Source organism: Streptomyces sp. NBC_01210 (assembly GCF_036010325.1).
GTDB lineage: Bacteria > Actinomycetota > Actinomycetes > Streptomycetales > Streptomycetaceae > Streptomyces.
In genome coordinates this window covers 5,484,321-5,501,253 of record NZ_CP108549.1, presented here as the reverse complement: position 1 = coordinate 5,501,253, position 16,933 = coordinate 5,484,321, and the positions used below count along the sequence as shown (strand labels likewise).

General features: G+C 69.9%; 15 protein-coding genes. 6 read left to right on the top strand and 9 right to left on the bottom strand.

Annotated features, from left to right (window positions below; all coding sequences use genetic code 11):
• Position 1 precedes the first annotated feature (1 nt).
• Both tgmB and tgmC read left to right on the top strand, forming a co-directional pair.
• Positions 2–964 (top strand): ATP-grasp ribosomal peptide maturase, encoded by a 963-nt coding sequence (gene tgmB / locus OG735_RS25040; protein WP_327325404.1) that lies wholly within the window; start codon positions 2–4, stop codon positions 962–964.
• Positions 961–2,121 (top strand): ATP-grasp peptide maturase system methyltransferase, encoded by a 1,161-nt coding sequence (gene tgmC, locus OG735_RS25035; protein ID WP_327325403.1) that lies wholly within the window; start codon positions 961–963, stop codon positions 2,119–2,121. Before tgmB ends, tgmC begins: the two co-directional genes overlap by 4 nt.
• 154 nt (positions 2,122–2,275) lie before the next feature.
• Here the strand turns inward: tgmC and OG735_RS25030 are convergent, their stop codons facing one another.
• The gene (locus OG735_RS25030; protein WP_327325402.1) at positions 2,276–3,559 is read right to left on the bottom strand and encodes a geranylgeranyl reductase family protein; all 1,284 of its coding nucleotides are present in this window, start codon (positions 3,557–3,559) and stop codon (positions 2,276–2,278) included.
• 99 nt (positions 3,560–3,658) lie between these two features.
• On the opposite strand from OG735_RS25030, the gene OG735_RS25025 reads away from it, so the two are divergent.
• Positions 3,659–4,177 (top strand): GNAT family N-acetyltransferase, encoded by a 519-nt coding sequence (locus OG735_RS25025; protein ID WP_327325401.1) that lies wholly within the window; start codon positions 3,659–3,661, stop codon positions 4,175–4,177.
• Between the two features lie 9 nt (positions 4,178–4,186).
• Here OG735_RS25025 and OG735_RS25020 read toward each other — a convergent pair whose 3' ends face one another.
• From OG735_RS25020 to OG735_RS24995, 6 genes are all read right to left on the bottom strand, one after another.
• On the bottom strand, positions 4,187–6,685 hold the full coding sequence (locus OG735_RS25020; RefSeq protein WP_327325400.1) for a zinc ribbon domain-containing protein: 2,499 nt from the start codon (positions 6,683–6,685) through the stop codon (positions 4,187–4,189).
• Positions 6,686–6,839: 154 nt separating this feature from the next.
• A complete protein-coding gene (locus OG735_RS25015) occupies positions 6,840–7,751 on the bottom strand; it encodes a glutaminase (protein WP_327328446.1) in 912 nt (303 codons plus the stop codon).
• Positions 7,752–7,764: 13 nt separating this feature from the next.
• The gene (locus tag OG735_RS25010) at positions 7,765–8,460 is read right to left on the bottom strand and encodes a demethylmenaquinone methyltransferase (protein ID WP_327325399.1); all 696 of its coding nucleotides are present in this window, start codon (positions 8,458–8,460) and stop codon (positions 7,765–7,767) included.
• A gap of 122 nt (positions 8,461–8,582) precedes the next feature.
• Entirely contained in the window at positions 8,583–9,230 is a 648-nt protein-coding gene (locus OG735_RS25005) for an imidazolonepropionase-like domain-containing protein (RefSeq protein WP_327325398.1), read from the bottom strand.
• Positions 9,231–9,237: 7 nt separating this feature from the next.
• A complete protein-coding gene (mqnC, locus tag OG735_RS25000) occupies positions 9,238–10,437 on the bottom strand; it encodes a cyclic dehypoxanthinyl futalosine synthase (protein WP_327325397.1) in 1,200 nt (399 codons plus the stop codon).
• A gap of 139 nt (positions 10,438–10,576) precedes the next feature.
• On the bottom strand, positions 10,577–12,244 hold the full coding sequence (locus OG735_RS24995) for a serine/threonine-protein kinase (RefSeq protein WP_327325396.1): 1,668 nt from the start codon (positions 12,242–12,244) through the stop codon (positions 10,577–10,579).
• Between the two features lie 204 nt (positions 12,245–12,448).
• Between OG735_RS24995 and OG735_RS24990 the strand changes: the two genes are divergently transcribed.
• A complete protein-coding gene (locus tag OG735_RS24990) occupies positions 12,449–13,501 on the top strand; it encodes an alpha/beta hydrolase (protein WP_327325395.1) in 1,053 nt (350 codons plus the stop codon).
• A 47-nt stretch (positions 13,502–13,548) separates the two neighbouring features.
• Here the strand turns inward: OG735_RS24990 and OG735_RS24985 are convergent, their stop codons facing one another.
• The gene (locus tag OG735_RS24985; protein ID WP_327325394.1) at positions 13,549–14,424 is read right to left on the bottom strand and encodes a menaquinone biosynthetic enzyme MqnA/MqnD family protein; all 876 of its coding nucleotides are present in this window, start codon (positions 14,422–14,424) and stop codon (positions 13,549–13,551) included.
• A gap of 299 nt (positions 14,425–14,723) precedes the next feature.
• Here OG735_RS24985 and OG735_RS24980 point away from each other — a divergent pair, with 299 nt between their 5' ends.
• Both OG735_RS24980 and OG735_RS24975 read left to right on the top strand, forming a co-directional pair.
• Complete coding sequence (locus OG735_RS24980; RefSeq protein ID WP_003967102.1) at positions 14,724–14,927, top strand: cold-shock protein; 204 nt, start codon at positions 14,724–14,726, stop codon at positions 14,925–14,927.
• A gap of 163 nt (positions 14,928–15,090) precedes the next feature.
• Positions 15,091–15,489: a J-domain-containing protein gene (locus OG735_RS24975; RefSeq protein ID WP_327325393.1), complete on the top strand. Its 399-nt coding sequence runs from the start codon at positions 15,091–15,093 to the stop codon at positions 15,487–15,489.
• A 109-nt stretch (positions 15,490–15,598) separates the two neighbouring features.
• Here OG735_RS24975 and OG735_RS24970 read toward each other — a convergent pair whose 3' ends face one another.
• Complete coding sequence (locus OG735_RS24970; protein ID WP_327325392.1) at positions 15,599–16,906, bottom strand: M1 family metallopeptidase; 1,308 nt, start codon at positions 16,904–16,906, stop codon at positions 15,599–15,601.
• Between the last annotated feature and the right edge of the window lie 27 nt (positions 16,907–16,933).

Below are 16,933 nucleotides of genomic sequence, written 5' to 3'. Positions count from 1 at the left end.
CATGGTCGACTCACCGGTTCTCGTCATTACGTCGATGGGCGACGTCACGGCGGATCTGGTGCTCGGCGAGCTGCACAACCGGGGCATCCCGGTTGTGCGGCTCGACCCGGCCACCGACTTCCCGGGCACCGCACGCATGAGCGCACGCCTCGACGAGCACGGCCTCGCCGGTCGCCTCGACACCGCCACCCGGCGCGCTGATCTGTCCGCCGTCCGTTCCGTCTACTGGCGCCGCCCGACTCCCTACGCCCCGCAGCCAGCCGGGACCGACGAGGAGCGGTTCACGGCCGAGCAGTCGCACGGCGGCTACACCGGCGTGCTTACGGCGCTTCCCCGCGCCCTGTACGTCAATCACCCCGGGCGTAATCGCGTCGCGGACTACAAGCCCGGGCAACTTGCAACAGCCGCTCGCCTCGGGCTGTTCGTTTCTCCAACCCTGATCACGAACGTTCCCGAAGACGCCCGCAAGTTCGCGGCCGAGCATGAAACCGTGGTCTACAAGCCGGTGCAGGGGGTGCACCTCGCCGGCGAGGACGGGAGAAACCGAACCGTCTGGGTCCGTCCAGTCGCAGCCGACGAGCTCGACGACTCAATCGCCCTGTGCCCCCACCTCTTCCAAGCCTGCGTACCGAAGATCGCCGACATCCGCCTCGCCGTCATCGGCGACGAACGGTTCGCTACCCGCATCGACACCGACGGTGACCACGTGGATTGGCGCCAGGACCAACGCCTGATCACCTGCTCCCCCGTGCCCATCCCCGATCGGGTGCGCAAGGCCGTGCACGCCTACACACACGCCTTTGGGCTCACTTTCGGCGCTTTCGACTTCGCTCTCGACACCGCTGGTCGATGGTGGTTCCTCGAATGCAACCCGAACGGACAGTGGGCGTTCGTCGACGAGCCCACCACCCGCGCAATCACGTGCGCACTGGCCGACACCCTCCAGAAGGGCGCAACTCCATGACCTCTGACACCGCCCCCGCGCTACGCCGCCGCCTCGCCGAGCAGCTCGCCGGCGAGGGTCTGCTGCATGACCCGGAGGTACGCCGCGCCGTCGAGACCGTGCCGCGCGAGACGTTCCTCGGCAGCGCGATCTACAGGCCGAGCGAGCCTCCCGGTACGACCGTATGGACCCCCGCTCGCCGCGACTCTGTGCCGGTAGAGGAGTGGCTGCACCTCACGTACCAGAACACGACATGGGTAACGCAGATCGACGGCACCCTCGCCGAGGACGCAACCAGCCCCGTGACCGGCGGAACGCCGACGTCGTCCTCGACCTTGCCGGGCCTCATCACGTGGATGATCGAGCAGGCCGGAACTGCCCGCGGTAAGCAGGCCCTGATCATCGGGGCGGGCACTGGCCTGTCGACCGCCTACGTCTCGGAGATCCTCGGCGAGGACAACACCACGGCGATCGAGACCGACCCCGCCGCAGCCGAACGCGCCCGCAAGGCCCTGGCCGAAGCCGGGTACGCCCCGACCCTCATCACCGCCGACGGGCTGAACGGATACCCCGAAGGCGCCCCGTACGACATCGTGATCGCGTTCTGCTCCATGCGGCACATCCCTTACGCCCTGCTCCGGCAGGTCAAGGAAGGCGGCACCGTTGTTGTCACGCTCGCCGGCTGGGGATTCGGGCACGGCCTCGTGCGCATCACCGTCGACGACCAGGGCGGGGCTTCCGGCCGCTTCCTGCCCGGATACACGTCGTTCATGATGGCCCGCTCGCACGACCGGCCACCGCACGGCCCCTTCGAGCTTCTACCTGGCGAGCAGCGGCCAAGCCGGATCGACCCCGCCACTCTGGACGACTGGTCCGGTCGATTCGTTGCTCAGCTCGCCGCCCCCTCGGCCGAACGGCTCGGAATGGGCGACGAGCAGATCCTGCTCGACGTCGCAACCGGCTCACAGGCGCGCACGCGTCCGGCGGAGAACGGCGACGGGTGGATCGTGGCGCAGCGAGGTCCGCTCAAGCTGTGGGACGCGGTCGAGGACGCCGTCGAGACGTGGCAGGACGCCGGCTCGCCGCACCTCTCGGAATTCGGTCTGACCATCACGCCGGACGCCCAACGCGTCTGGCTCGGTACCCCGGACGGGCCTAGCTGGGTGCTGCCTGTGTGACCACCGTCGGCCGTCTCGGCCGCCTAGTTCCTCCGCCCGTCGGCGCCCCTCCCCCGAGGCCCGGCGGGCGGAGTCATGCCTACGGCGAAAGGCGCCTCACGCCGTAGGCTGGACAGCCAAGGTCAGCGACTTTCCCTCCATCGCGGTTGAATGATCACGAACGCGGGGCTACCTTCGAGAGCCCGTTGATGATCCGGTCCATCGCGTCGCCACCCGTCGGGTCGGTGAGGTTGGCCAGCATCTTCAGCGTGAACTTCATCAGCAGCGGGTGCGTCAGACCGCGCTGCGTCGCGATCTTCATGACCTTCGGGTTGCCGATGAGCTTCACGAAGGCGCGGCCCAGGGTGTAGTAACCGCCGTACGTGTCCTTGAGGACCTTCGGGTAGCGGTGCAGCGCCAGCTCCCGCTGCGCCGGGGTCTGCCGGGCATGCGCCTGCACGATCACGTCGGCGGCGATCTGGCCGGACTCCATGGCGTACGCGATGCCCTCGCCGTTGAACGGGTTGACCAGGCCGCCCGCGTCGCCGACCAGCAGCAGGCCCTTGGTGTAGTGCGGCTGACGGTTGAACGCCATCGGGAGCGCGGCGCCGCGAATCGGCATCGTCATGTTCTCCTCGGTGTAGCCCCAGTCCTCCGGCATCGAGGCACACCAGGCCTTCAGCACCTCGCGCCAGTCCAGCTCCTTGAAGGCAGCGGAGGTGTTCAGTACGCCGAGGCCGACGTTCGAGGTGCCGTCGCCCATGCCGAAGATCCAGCCGTAGCCGGGGAGGAGCCGGTCCTGCGGGCCGCGGCGGTCCCAGAGCTCCAGCCAGGACTCCAGATAGTCGTCGTCGTGGCGCGGCGAGGTGAAGTACGTCCGTACGGCGACACCCATCGGACGGTCCTCGCGACGGTGCAGCCCCATGGCGAGGGAGAGCCGGGTCGAATTGCCGTCGGCGGCGACGACGAGCGGCGCGTGGAAGGTGACCGGGGTCTTCTCCTCGCCCAGCTTGGCGTTGACGCCGGTGATTCGGCCGGTCCGCTCGTCGATGATCGGGGCCCCGACATTGCACCGCTCGTACAGCCGCGCGCCCGCCTTCTGCGCCTGCCTGGCGAGCTGCTCGTCGAAGTCGTCGCGCTTGCGTACGAGTCCGTAGTCCGGGAAAGAGGCGAGATCCGGCCAGTCGAGCTGGAGCCGCACGCCGCCGCCGATGATCCGCAGGCCCTTATTGCGCAGCCAGCCGGCTTCCTCGGAGATGTCGATACCCATCGCCACCAGCTGCTTCGTGGCACGCGGGGTGAGGCCGTCACCGCAGACCTTCTCGCGCGGGAAGGCGGTCTTCTCGAGGAGAAGGACGTCGAGCCCCGCCTTGGCCAGGTAGTACGCGGTCGTGGAGCCGGCCGGGCCTGCCCCGACGACGATCACATCGGCGGTGTGTTCGGAGAGGGGCTCGGTCACGGCGGGTTCTCCCGAAGACTCGATATTGCGTACCGAATGGCACAGGACGTGTGCAGTCTATGGGGGCGTACTGATCCACAAACTGAAGGGCTCCCCCCTATGAGCAGGCCGCTCCCCGCCGTACAGCTGCGTGTGCCCACCGACGAGGACGCCCTGGCCTGGCACCGGGTCTTCAACGATCCGGAGGTGATGGAGTTCCACGGCGGGAAGGCGGCGGAGCTGTCCGTCTACGAGGAGCTGACCGCACGGCAGCGCAGACACGACGCCGAGCACGGCTTCTGCTTCTGGACCATGCTCGACGAGGACGGCGAGGTCATTGGCTTCACCGGGGCGCAGCCCTGGCCGCACGAGACCTTCGGCCCGGTCGGCGAGATCGAGATCGGCTGGCGGCTGGCTCGGGCCGCATGGGGCAAGGGGTATGCGACCGCCGCCGCCCGCACCACGCTGGAGCGGGTACGGGCGGCCGGGGTGGAGCGGGTGGTGGCGATGGTGAACGCGCGCAATGAGCGTTCGATCGCGGTGATCCGGCGGCTGGGGATGGAGCTGGCCGAGACGTTCACGACGCCGGTGTCCCAGCAGAAGGGATACCGCTTCCGGCTGGAGCTCCAGCAGCCCTAGCTCACTGGCTCACTGGCTCACTTGGAAGGTGTTGAGGGCGGTCGAGAAGACCACGTCCTTGGCCGGGTCCCAGAGATCGGCGCGGTCGGCGGCAAGGATCGCGTACTCCGTGCCGTCCGCCGCGACGAACGCCTGGTCGATGACATGGCGCTTCAGGCTGCCCTCGTCCGGCTCGGGGATATGGGTGAACTCCCAGAGCGCGCCCGGCCGTCCCTGATACGTGTTCTGGATCAGCTGCGTGCGCCCGTACTGGGTCTCGGGAGTCTCCAGGTGCTTCTTCTCCAGGATGAGGAAGTTCTCGTACGAGGTCGTCGGCGTGTTCTTGATGACGCCGATCTGGACATACGATCCGCCCGTGGGGGCTTCGTAGAAGACCTGGCTGCCCGACTGCCGGCGCTTCCAGCCGTCCATCACCGCGACGGTGAACCCGGCGGGGTCCTGCTTCAGCACAAAGCCTTCCGGGACCGTGGCACCGCCCGGCGGAGGTGTCGACGGGCTCGTGGAGGGGGTGGCGGAGGGGCTGCCGGACGGGGTTGCGGAAGGGGACGCCGGGGCCTGTGGGTCCTGCTTCGGGGAAGGGGACTGCGATGCGGCCGGCTGCTTGTTCTTCGCCTCCTCGGACGCGTCTTTGTTCTTCAGCAGCAGCGCCCCGGCCGTCGCGCCACCGCCGATGACGAACGCGGCGGTGAGGGTGGCCGTCCACACGAGGACCTTGCGCTTGCGTTCGGCGGCGGCCGCCGCGGCGGCGGGATCGTGGGCGGCGACTGCCGGTGAGACTGCCGCGGCAGCGGACGGTGACGCGGAGAGCTGCACGGTGTGCGGGTCGTACGCGCCGGGGACTTGGGGCTGCGGGACGTACGGAGAAGGCGCGTGCGGGGCGGGCGCCTCAGCCACGAACGGGGTGGCCGCGGGGGCAGCCGGGGCAGCGGGAACGGCCGGGGCAGCGGGAGCGGCCGGGGCGCCGGGCATGTACGCCGGGCCCGGCCCGTACGTCGGCAGCGGCACCGCCGCCGCCTGTTGACCCACCATCCGCAGCACATACGGGCCCAGGAACGTCGCCGCACCCACCCACAGCAGGCCGAACAGCAACGCATCCGGAACGCTCGGGGCGAACTCCGATGTGCCCTGGCCGCCCCAGTCCGACATACCGCCCGCCATGTCGGCGGAGACCCCGCTCACGCCCGTGAACAGCAGGACGAGGCCCAGCGAGAAGCCGCCGGCCAGCAGCTGTTCGCGACGGTCCGCCGAGCGGCGGGCCGCCCAGACGCCGAGCGTGAGCGCGCAGACCACACCGAGAGCCACCGCCCCGGCGACCGCGCCACCGCCCCACACATCGCTGATCTCCGGAAGACCGAAACTGCCGTGCTCCGTGCCGGAGCCGATCAGGCTGAACCGGCCCTGGACGTCGTACTTCACCGGTACGCCCCAGCTCAGCCCGAGCACCGCCAAGCCGATGTTCGGCAGGATGGGCAGCGCGATGAGCAGGCCCGTACCGTCCACGCCGTCCGCGTTGGCGTACGCGATGAAGCCGACCAGCGAGCAGAGGGCCACGACCACGCCGAGCGCCCGCACAGCCGTCCCCAGGGCGCGCACCGTCGACCGGGCGGCGGGCCGCTGCGCCAGCCACGCGGCGAGGTCGTCGCGCTGGAGCACCCCGGCGGTCACCGCGAGCGAGATCGCCAGCGCGCCGAGCGCGGCAAGCAGCGGGGACGAGGAGATCGCCACGCCCTCGATGTCCGGCTGCGCGAACAGGCCGAGTACCAGCACCACGCCGGTGGCCAACACCGAGATCCGGACGGCCGCTTCCAGCCCGGCACCCCTCGTACGCAGCATCCGCGCACCCAGGAAGAGCGCACCGATCCACAGCACGGTCACCGTCAGCGGCACCAGCGAGAGCGAGGCGCTGCCCTGTGCGATCGCGTCCATGCCCGAGTCGGAGAATCCCGAGGAGCCGGAGCCGGAGCCGGAGGTGCCGGGGAATCCGGAACCGTCGCCGTACATCCCGTCCGAGGAACCGCCGCCGAAGGACCCGGAGCCCGAGCCGCCGGAGCCGAACGGCGAGGAGCTGTCCGTGGCCTTCACCTCGAAGCCGCCGCCGAACGCCTGCAGCAGCATCGCGAGCGCGATCCGCAGCCGGTCGCTCCAGCCGACGACGACCTCGTCGTCCTGACCGTACGAGGGGATGGCGAGCGCCACCGCGAGCGCCAGCAGCAGTCCGGCCGGCCAGGCGGCGGCCTTCGCCGAGGCGAGCCAGTCACCGCGGAACGCCCGGCCGAGGAACGCCCCGACGGGCGACGGTTGAGCGGGCGCCGGCGCGTAGGCGGGCGCGGCCGGCTGAGCGGCGGGCAGGGCCGGGGGAAGAGCCGGAAGCGCGGCGGGCGCGGCCGCCGGAGGCATCGCGGGCGGTGGCGCCGCCGAGGCTTCCGGCAGCCGCTCACGCCCGCATTTCATACAGAAGCGCGCCTCATCCGGGGATGGGTTTCCGCAATGCGGGCAGTACGACGCCATGGGGAGCACTCCGAGGTGACAAGCGGGGACGGGGAGATAAGAAAGCCGTAAACAACTGACTCATCTTCCCCGCCCGCCGGTTCCCGTCAACTCGCCGCTCGTACAAGCCGATTCGGGGCACGAGCCTCGGTCTCCGGTCCTTCTCCGCGGCGCCCTAGAAGACCGAGAGCCCGGTCAGCGTCGTGAAGCGGTCCAGCGCCGCCACGCCCACCACCGAGTTGCCGCGTTCGTCGAGGCCCGGGCTCCATACGGACAGCGTGCAGCGCCCCGGCACGACCGCGACGATCCCGCCCCCCACGCCGCTCTTGCCCGGCAGTCCGACCCGGTAGGCGAACTCTCCGGCCGCGTCGTACGTGCCGCAGGTGAGCATCACGGCATTGATCTGCTTGGCCTCGCTGCGGGTCAGCAGACGGGAGCCGTCGGCGCGCAGCCCGTGGCGGGCCAGAAAGCGGGCCGCCAGGGCCAGATCGGCGCAGCTCATCTCGATCGCGCACTGCCAGAAGTAGTGCTCGAGGAGGGTGAGGACGGGGTTGGTGATGTTGCCGTAGGAGGCCATGAAGTGGGCCAGGGCGGCGTTGCGGTCACCGAACTCGGACTCCGACTCGGCGACCTCCGCGTCGAAGGCCAGCTCCGGGTTCCCGCTCTCCTGCCGCAGGAATTCCAGGAGCTCGCTGCTCGCGTCGCCGGTCAGGGTCTGCAGGCGGTCGGTGACGACGAGCGCGCCCGCGTTGATGAAGGGATTGCGCGGGATCCCGTTCTCGTACTCCAGCTGCACCAGCGAGTTGAAGGGGTTGCCGGAGGGCTCACGGCCGACCCGCTCCCAGAGACTGTCGCCGCCCTGGGCCAGCGCCAGCGCGAGCGTGAAGACCTTGGTGATCGACTGGGCGGAGAAGGGGCGCTGCCAGTCCCCGACTCCGTATACCTTGCCGTCCACATCCGCGAGGGCCATGCCGAAGCGGTGCCGGTCGACGGAGGCGAGTGCCGGGATGTACTCGGCGGGCGTGCCGCTGCCGATCTGCGGTGCGACGTCCTGAGCGACCTCCTCCAGGACGGCCTGGTAGTCCAGCTGCTCCATGGCCTTACTGGGGCTTGGCGCCACGGTGCAGCGCCACCACCCCACCCGTCAGATTCCGCCACGCGACCTTGGACCAGCCGGCCTGCTGCAGCCGCTTCGCCAGTCCCGCCTGGTCGGGCCAGGCGCGGATGGACTCGGCGAGATAGACGTAGGCATCGGGGTTGGACGAGACCGCCCGCGCCACCGGCGGCAGCGCCCGCATCAGATACTCGGTGTACACGGTCCGGAACGGCGCCCAGGTCGGCTGCGAGAACTCACAGATCACGACCCGCCCGCCCGGCTTGGTCACCCGGTACAGCTCGCGCAGCGCCGTGTCCGTGTCCTGCACATTGCGCAGCCCGAAGGAGATCGTCACGGCGTCGAAGACATCGTCGCGGAACGGCAGCTTCGTCGCATCGCCCGCGGTGAGCGGCAGCCAGGGGTTGCGCTTCTTGCCCTCGCGCAGCATGCCGAGGGAGAAGTCGCACGGCACGACATACGCGCCGGTGACGGTGAACGGCAGCGAAGAGGTGCCGGTGCCGGCGGCCAGGTCGAGGACCTTCTGCGCCGGGCGGGCGTCCACCGCCTTCGCGACCTCCCTGCGCCACAGCCTGTCCTGGCCGAGCGAGAGCACATCGTTGGTGAGGTCGTAGTTCGCCGCCACGTCGTCGAACATCGAGGCGACTTCGTGCGGCTGCTTGTCCAGGGATGCTCGGGTCACGGCTCCATTGTGCCGGTCGGGCGGGATCAGGGTTCGAGCAGGGCGGCCAGGTCCACGTCCTTCACCCGGTCGACGGCCCAGCCCTCTGCGGGCGGGAACATCCAGTTGTCCTCGGTGATCAGTCAGCGCGCCCGGTGGACGAGCCGCCCGTCGAGGACGGTGGCCACGCAACTCCCGGCGCCGGTGGCCTGCAGAGCGGCCTCGTCCGCCACGTCGAACACGGCGAAGTCGGCCCGGGCGCCGACAGCCAGTGGGGCGTGCACGGAGCCCGCGAGGTCATACCCCGCCACGAAGGGGTCGAGATCCGGACCCTCGGCGAGGATTCCCGGGGCGCCCACCGCGGAGACGACGGTCAGCCCGGAGCGGACGACCGCGGTCCGTACCACCGGGTCGTTCAGCGTGACCGCCAGCGCCGTGGTGCCGTGCCGCAGCATCCGCTGCAGACCGCGGCGCACGCTGCCCGCCCAGCGGGCACCGTCCAGCTCCAGCGCCTCCAGCTCCGCCCCGGACAGCGGCAGTTCACCGAGCTCGTCGGCCTCCCGCGGATCGGGGTGGTAGCAGCGCTTCAGCAGCCAGGTGCCGTGCCACTGACGCAAGCCGGGCGTCAGAACGCCGGGCCAGCGCCGGACGCGGGCCTGCGGACGGTCCGCCGCCAGCTCCTCGTACGGGCCGATGGCCGCGATCCGGTTGCCGTCGACGACGACCGCACCGTCCGGCACCGTCGCCGCGCCGACCGGCAGAATCAGCGGCGCGGCGTGAATAGTCAGCAAAACAGCCTCAGTTGGACGCGAGCAGCTTCAGCTCGGGATGCGCCGTACCGCCCGCGATCGCCGTCGACGAGATGTGCGAGGCGACGCGCTCGTCGACCGGGTCGTTCGCCGGGTCGTCGTGCACCACGATGTGCTCGTACGTCGTCGTCCGCTGCGCCGGGACACGGCCCGACTTACGGATCAGGTCGATGATCTCCATCCGGTTCGACCGGTGCTTCGCGCCCGCCGAGGAGACCACATTCTCCTCGAGCATGATCGAGCCCAGGTCGTCCGCGCCGTAGTGCAGCGACAGCTGGCCGACCTCCTTGCCCGTGGTCAGCCACGAGCCCTGGATGTGCGCGACATTGTCGAGGAAGAGCCGCGCGATCGCGATCATGCGCAGGTACTCGAAGAGCGTCGCCTGCGTACGGCCCTTGAGGTGGTTGTTCTCCGGCTGGTACGTGTACGGGATGAAGGCCCGGAAGCCGCCCGTCCGGTCCTGCACCTCGCGGATCATCCGCAGATGCTCGATCCGCTCGGCGTTGGTCTCGCCGGTGCCCATGAGCATGGTGGACGTGGACTCGACGCCGAGACGGTGCGCGGCCTCCATGATCTCCAGCCAGCGCTCGCCGGACTCCTTGAGCGGCGCGATCGCCTTGCGCGGCCGCTCGGGCAGCAACTCGGCGCCGGCGCCCGCGAAGGAGTCGAGTCCGGCGGCGTGGATGCGCTGGATCGCCTCCTCGACGGAGACCTTGGAGATACGGGCCATGTGCTCGACCTCGGAGGCGCCGAGGGAGTGGATGACCAGCTGCGGGTACGCCTTCTTGATCGCGGCGAAGTGCTTCTCGTAGTACTCGACGCCGTAGTCCGGGTGGTGCCCGCCCTGGAACATGATCTGCGTGCCGCCGAGCTCCACGGTCTCGGCGCAGCGCCGCAGAATGTCGTCGAGGTCGCGCGTCCAGCCCTTCTCGACATCCTTCGGCGGGGCGTAGAAGGCGCAGAACTTGCACGCCGTGACGCACACATTGGTGTAGTTGATGTTGCGCTCGATGATGTACGTCGCGATGTGCTCCGTACCGGCGTATCGCCGCCGCCGTACGGCGTCCGCCGCGGCGCCCAGCGCGTGCAGCGGCGCGGAACGGTAGAGGTCGAGCGCCTCCTCCGGGGTGATCCGGCCCCCCTCGGCAGCACGGTCCAGCACGGACTGAAGGTCGGCCTTCTCGGTCACCGGGCGTCACCTTTCGGCGGTGTTTCAGAGCATCTGCGGGCCGATCCAGCCTACGCCAGCCGTTGTCGCGATCCGCGGGCGCGGTCGGGAGGCACGGCAGCCGGTCACCGCTCCGGGGCCGGCCGGTCAGCCCGCCCGGTCACTGCTCCCGGTCCAGCAGCGCGCGCGGGTCGCCCGCCCGTGGTTCCTGGGACGTGTACTGCAGACGGGCTCCGGTGAGTCGCAGCTTCACCGTGTGCGTGCCCGGCGTGCAGTGGTTTCCCGCCTTGCCGCTGGACTTGCCGTCGGCGACCAGTTCCGTCGCGGTCGCGCTCCGCAGCACCAGGTTGTCCTCGCAGGCGAATTCCCCCAGGAGGTCGAACTGGGTGACCGTGCCGATCTTCGCGCCCGCCTTCCCGGTGCCGATCACGACCCTGAAGGTCCCGGCGCTGATCCTGCTGCCGGCGAGGTCGACGTCGAACGGCCCCTTCCAGGCGCCGATGAAGGCCTTCGGCACCTCCTTCACCGGCTCGCCCGGCTCACCCGGCTCGCCCGACTCACCCGGCTCGCCCGGCTCGGCCGACGAACCGTCCGGCGCCGACGGGCTGCTGGCCGGCGGTCGGGCCGCCGTGTCGCTGCCCTTGTCGTTCTCGCCCGGGAGCAGATCGAACAGCACCGCGCCGCCCACCGTCACGCCGGCGAGCGCACCCGCCACCGCCAGGGCCACCGTGCAGCTCACCTTCCGGCCCCGGCGTGCGCCCGGGGCAGCGGACTCCGTCGGTACGGAGTCGGCCGTCACCGACAGGGACAACCGCCCGTTGGAGGCGCCCCCTGTCTTCGGCGGAGCGTCCTGGGGCGGCTCCACCGGCGGGCCGAAGACCCCGACCGCCGGGCTGCTGAACGCCACCGGCCCCGACACCACCGGGTCCGCCGAAGGCTCCAGGTTCAGCAGCGTCACCGCCGCCCTGCTGACCTGCTCCACCAGCGGTCCGGGCAGCCACCCTGCCCCGACCGGTCCGGCCGCCCCACCGGGCCCGATCCTGCTCGCGATCTCGGCCGGCGCGGGCCGCGCCGCCGGCTCCTTGGCGAGGCAGTCGGCGACCAGCTCCCGCAAGTCGCCCTCGAGTGAACCCAGTTCGGGCTCCTCGTGCACCACCTTGTAGAGCAGCGCGGCCGAGGAGTCGCCCGGGAAGGGTGCCTCGCCCGTCGCCGCGTACGCCAGGACCGCGCCCAGGGAGAAGACATCGGCCGCTGCCGTGACGCCCTTGCCGAGGATCTGCTCCGGCGACATATAGCCGGGTGAGCCGACCGAGACCCCGGTGGAGGTGAGCGAGGCGGTGCCGTCGGTGGCCCGGGCGATCCCGAAGTCGATCAGCCGCGGACCGTCCAGCGTGAGCAGCACATTGGACGGCTTCACATCCCGGTGCACCAGCTCCAGCGCATGCACGGCCGCCAGCGCCTGCGCGAGTCCGGCGCCCAGCACCCGTACCGAACGGACGGGCAGCGGACCGTGCGAGGTCACCGCCTGGGACAGGGCCGGACCGGCCACATAGCCGGTGGCGACCCACGGCACGGACGCCTCCGGGTCGGCGTCCAGCACCGGCGCCGTCCACTCCCCGCCGACCCGCCGCGCCGCCTCCACCTCACGCCTGAACCGCGCCCGGAACTCCTCGTCGAGCGCGAAATGCGGATGGACGACCTTCACCGCGACCGTACGGCCACCGGCGCTGCGCCCCAGATAGACGCGGCCCATTCCGCCCGCTCCGAGCCTGCCGAGCAGCCGGTACGCACCGATGTTCTGCGGATCGCCCGGGTCCAGCGGCTGCATCTGCACTCCCCCGATTACCTCGCGTTTTAGCCTTGTATTGCGCGTGCTGCGCTTCAGCCTAGGGCCCGCCGTGTGCCGCATCACGAGGATTCCCGCCGCCGCGGAGCCAACCGAACAGAGCCAACCGCCGTCTCCCTGGGCGTAATTCACACGTGTTGTCCGAAACCGTCCGTGCCGACGGTGCCAGAACCCTCGGAGCCTTCCATGAAACGCCTGTCCAAGGCCCTCATAGCCGCCGTCGCCATCGGCTCTGTCGCGCTCGTCGCCGGCTGCTCGGACGAAGGCGATCCGGTCTCCTTCGACGGCCCCAGCGCCAAGGCCCCCGCCGCCGGTCAGTCGGGCGGCGGCGCACAGGACAGCAACGGCGGCACGGCGGCGAACGAAGCCTCCGCGAAGACCCTGATGCCGACCGGCCCGAAGGCCTCGTTCACCACGCAGAACACCCTGGACGACGGCACGAAGATCGGCGTCACCACGGTGGAAGGCGCCAAGTCCGGTTTCACGGGCAAGGTATGGGTGTGGGCGCCGAAGCAGTACTTCGATCCTCAGTACGCGAACAGCGGTTTCCCCGTACTGATAGCCCTGCCCGGCGGCAACGGCTATCCGAAGAACTACTGGATGGGCACCGACCTCAAGCTGCAGAGCAGCATCAGCAAGTGGTCGAAGGAAGGCAAGAGCCTCCCGTTCATCGTGGTGATGCCGGTACTCAATCCGGACGCCAAGTACTACTACGACGGCAGCGACATACCGGGGCAGCCGAAAATGGGCACCTGGATGAGCGAGGACGTGCCCGACTTCGTGAAGGCCAATTTCCGTACCTTCAAGTCCCGCGACGGCTGGGCCTTCATGGGATCGTCGTCCGGCGCATTCGTCGGCCTGAAGTCCGTACTTCAGCACCCGGACAAGTTCAAGGCCGTGATCGCTTCCGGCCCGGACACCGTGCCCGACTCCCCGCTCTGGGGCAGCCACACGAAGGAGCAGGCGGCCAACAACCCGGAGAAGCTCGCGAAGGCCCTTTCCACCATGCCCGCAGGCAAGGACAAGGACGTCTGTCTCGCGTTCCAGATAGGCACCAAGGAGCGCGGGATGAACAACCTCAAGCACTTCATCCGGAACTACGGCAAAGGCCCGGTGAAGACCCGCCTGCAGATCATCCAGGGCGGCGAGCACAACGCCAAGACCTATGTGAAGGGCATGGAGGACGGGACCATCCAGTGGATCAGCGAGCACATGCAGGCCCCCATCCCCGCCTCGTAGACCGCCCGGCCCGGTTCCACCCGTGGACGGTCCCACCCCGCGGACCGTCAGCCGCCGAGCAGCTCGACCGTCACATCCGCCGCAAACCCGGTCGTCGGCCCGGTCCGGCGCGCGAATTCCCGTACGCCGGCGAGCTGCTCGGCCCCGAAGCGGAAGTCCAGCGTCGTGAAGTAGCGCTCCAGCAGCTCCGCGTCGAAGATCTCCCAGCGCGCCGCCTGCTCCGCGACCTTAGTGACCTCCTCCAGGGACAGGTCCCGCGAGGCGAGGAAGGCCTCGTGCACCTTCTGTACGACGAAGGGCTCGCGCGCCAGATAGTCCTTGCGCGCCGCCCACACCGCGAACACGAAGGGCAGTCCCGTCCACTCCTTCCACATCAGCCCCAGGTCGTGGACCTGGAGGCCGAGCTTCGGGGCGTCGTGCAGCGAAGCGCGCAGCGCGGCGTCCCCGATCAGCACGGCCGCCTCCGCCTCCTGCATCATCAGGCCGAGGTCGGGCGGACACGAGTAGTAGTCGGGCGTCACCTTGTACTGCTCGGCGAGCAGCAGCTGCGCCAGCCGTACCGACGTGCGCGAGGTGGAACCGAGCGCCACCCGCGCCCTGTCCAGCTGATCCAGCGGCACCTGGGACACGATCACGCAGGACATGACAGGCCCGTCGCAGCCGACCGCGAGGTCGGGGAAGGCGACCAGCTGATCGGCGTTGCGCAGGAATTCCACGAGGGTGATCGGCGCGATGTCGAGCTCACCTCGCACCAGCTTCTCGCTAAGCTTCTCCGGGGTGTCCTTCGTCAGCTCGAAATCGAGGAGAGTTCCGGTCCGCGCCAGCCCCCAGTAGAGGGGCAGACAGTTCAGGAACTGGATGTGGCCGACACGGGGCCGGCTGCGACGGTGGTCGGTTGCTGTGCTTTCTCCAAGACTGTCCACATCGCGAGGCTAGACCCGCGGCCCGCTGTTGACTGCGTCGGGGCCGGGCCGACGCCGTACGACTTCCTGCCCCCCGTCCGAGCTGCACCGTCAGCCGATTTGGGTCTCATCAAACTCACGGGTGACGTGATCTTTCCCTCTACCGCTGCGCACACGCTGCGTGCTAGGCTCGACGCAAGTTGCAGTTTGGTTTCCCTTGCAGTACAGAGCCTGCGGAGCATGTAACCCGCAGGCTTTTGTAGTTTTCAGACTTCTTGCAGGTTCTGGAGCAGGGCAACCCTTTGGCCCAAGGAGGGCTTATGGCTACCGGAACCGTCAAGTGGTTCAACGCTGAAAAGGGCTTCGGCTTCATCGCCCAGGACGGCGGCGGCCCGGATGTCTTCGTCCACTACTCCGCGATCAACGCGTCTGGTTTCCGCTCTCTCGAGGAGAACCAGGTCGTGAACTTCGACGTCACCCAGGGCCCGAAGGGCCCGCAGGCGGAGAACGTCACCCCGGCCTAGTCAGCCAGGGTCGGCGATCGCGCACGACTCAGCAGTACCAAGGAGCCCCGTTCCGTATGGATCGGGGCTCCTGCCTTTGTACCCGGGGTATACCGGGGGCGGCCTTTCCGGTCACCGCACGCTCCGCTCCTACGATGGAAGGACGAGACGTGAGGAGCCGACCGTGACCGAGCGCAAACCCCCCGGCGTCAGCTTCGAGTCGTGGGTGGACAGGCAGATCCGGGAAGCGACCGACCGCGGCGACTTCTCGTCCCTGGCCGGCTTCGGAAAGCCGCTGCCGGACGACAGCGCCCCGTACGACGAACTGTGGTGGGTCAAGGGCAAGTTGCACCGCGAGGGCGTCTCCGTCCTGCCTCCGACGCTCGCCCTGCGCAAGGAGGCCGAAGATGCGCGGGAGGCGGTCGACAGCGCCGCGACGGAAGACCGGGTACGGCGCATCCTCACCGAGGTCAACGAGAAGATCGAAGCGGCGATCCGCCGCCCGCCGCCGGGCCCGCCGCTGGGGCTCAAACCCTTCGACGTCGAGGCTGTCGTACGCGACTGGCGCGCGGCCCGCCCATGACCGGGGCTCCGCCCCGGACCTCGCGCATCAATCGCCGGCGAGGCTGATGTGTCCCGCCGGCGTACGGGGCCCGGGGGCCCGCCGCAGGCGACCAGGACCGCCCAACCCCTCAGCGCCGCGGCTGCGGCAGGGCCGGGAGCTTCTCGTCGTACAGCCACATCCTGAAGAGCCCGTCGAGCGGATGCGCCGAGTGCCGCTGCGCGAGGGCGATGAACTCCTCGGTGGTCACGGTGCCGTGCCGATGGGTCGCGGTCCACTCGCGCAGCACCGCCACGAAGGCCGCGTGTCCGATCACCGTACGCAGCGCATGCAGCGTGAGGCCGCCGCGCTCGTAGACCTGGTCGTCGAACAGCCGCCGCAGGCCCGGATCGCCGATCTTGATGTCCTGCCGCATCAGGGCGAGTCGGGCCCGGGACTTGGCCGCGAGAGCCGCCGCCGACGGCCCGCCCGACACCTCGGACCACAGCCACTCCGCGTACTTCGCGAAGCCTTCGTTGAGCCAGATGTCCCGCCAGTCGGCGACGGTCAGACTGTTGCCGAACCACTGGTGGGCCAGCTCGTGCGCGACCAGACGCTCGCTGCCGCGCCGCCCGTCCACATGGTTGGCGCCGAAGATCGACAGGCCCTGCGCCTCGACGGGCACGTCCAGTTCCTCGTCCACCACCACGACCGCGTAGTCGTCGAAGGGGTAGGGGCCGAAGAGGTCCGTGAAGGCCGTCATCATCTGCGGCTGCCGGGCGAAGTCGTACTCGAAGCGCTTGAGCAGCCCGCGGGGCACGGCGGCCGGCTGCGGCACCCGCCCGGCATGCGCCACGTCGACCAGTTCGTACGGTCCGATCTGGACGGTCGCGAGATAGCTGGCCATCGGCGCCGACTGCTCGTACACCCAGGTGGTGGTGGAGGCACTGATCGTCCGGGAGACGAGGGAGCCGTTGGCGACCACGGTGTACGGCGATGGAGTGGTCACCGCGATCCGGTAGACGGCCTTGTCGTCCGGGCGGTCGTTGCACGGGAACCAGGACCGGGCACCGCTCGGCTGGGAGGCCACCAGCGCCCCCTCCTCCAGCTGCTCCCAGCCGAGGTCGCCCCAGTCGCGCGTGCGGACGGGGCGGGGGACGCCGGTGTAGCGCACCTCGACGGTGAAGGGCGCCCCGGCGCGCAGCGGCCTGGCGGGCCGTACGCGCAGCTTGTCGGCGCGGTGCGTGTACCGGGCCGGGCGGGCGCCGTCCACCGTGACGCGGTTGATCCGGAACGGGCCCAGATCCAGGACGACTTCGGACAGCGGGCGCCGGGCGACGGCGGTGATCCTGGCCCGGCCGGAGAGCCGGCCCGCGTGCGGGCGGTAGTCCAGCTCCAGGTCGTACTCCGTCGTCCGGTAGCCGCTGTCGCCGTGCTGCGGCAGGTACGAATCCGTCACCCTTGTGCGTCCTCTGCGTCTTGCTCG

Coding starts and splice junctions, on each gene's coding strand:
- OG735_RS24980 (WP_003967102.1), top strand. CDS start 14,724: ATGGCTACCGGAACCGTCAAGTGGTTCAACGCTGAAAAGGGCTTCGGC.
- OG735_RS25025 (WP_327325401.1), top strand. CDS start 3,659: ATGAGCAGGCCGCTCCCCGCCGTACAGCTGCGTGTGCCCACCGACGAG.
- OG735_RS24995 (WP_327325396.1), bottom strand. CDS start 12,244: ATGCAGCCGCTGGACCCGGGCGATCCGCAGAACATCGGTGCGTACCGG.
- OG735_RS24990 (WP_327325395.1), top strand. CDS start 12,449: ATGAAACGCCTGTCCAAGGCCCTCATAGCCGCCGTCGCCATCGGCTCT.
- OG735_RS25020 (WP_327325400.1), bottom strand. CDS start 6,685: ATGGCGTCGTACTGCCCGCATTGCGGAAACCCATCCCCGGATGAGGCG.
- tgmB (WP_327325404.1), top strand. CDS start 2: ATGGTCGACTCACCGGTTCTCGTCATTACGTCGATGGGCGACGTCACG.
- tgmC (WP_327325403.1), top strand. CDS start 961: ATGACCTCTGACACCGCCCCCGCGCTACGCCGCCGCCTCGCCGAGCAG.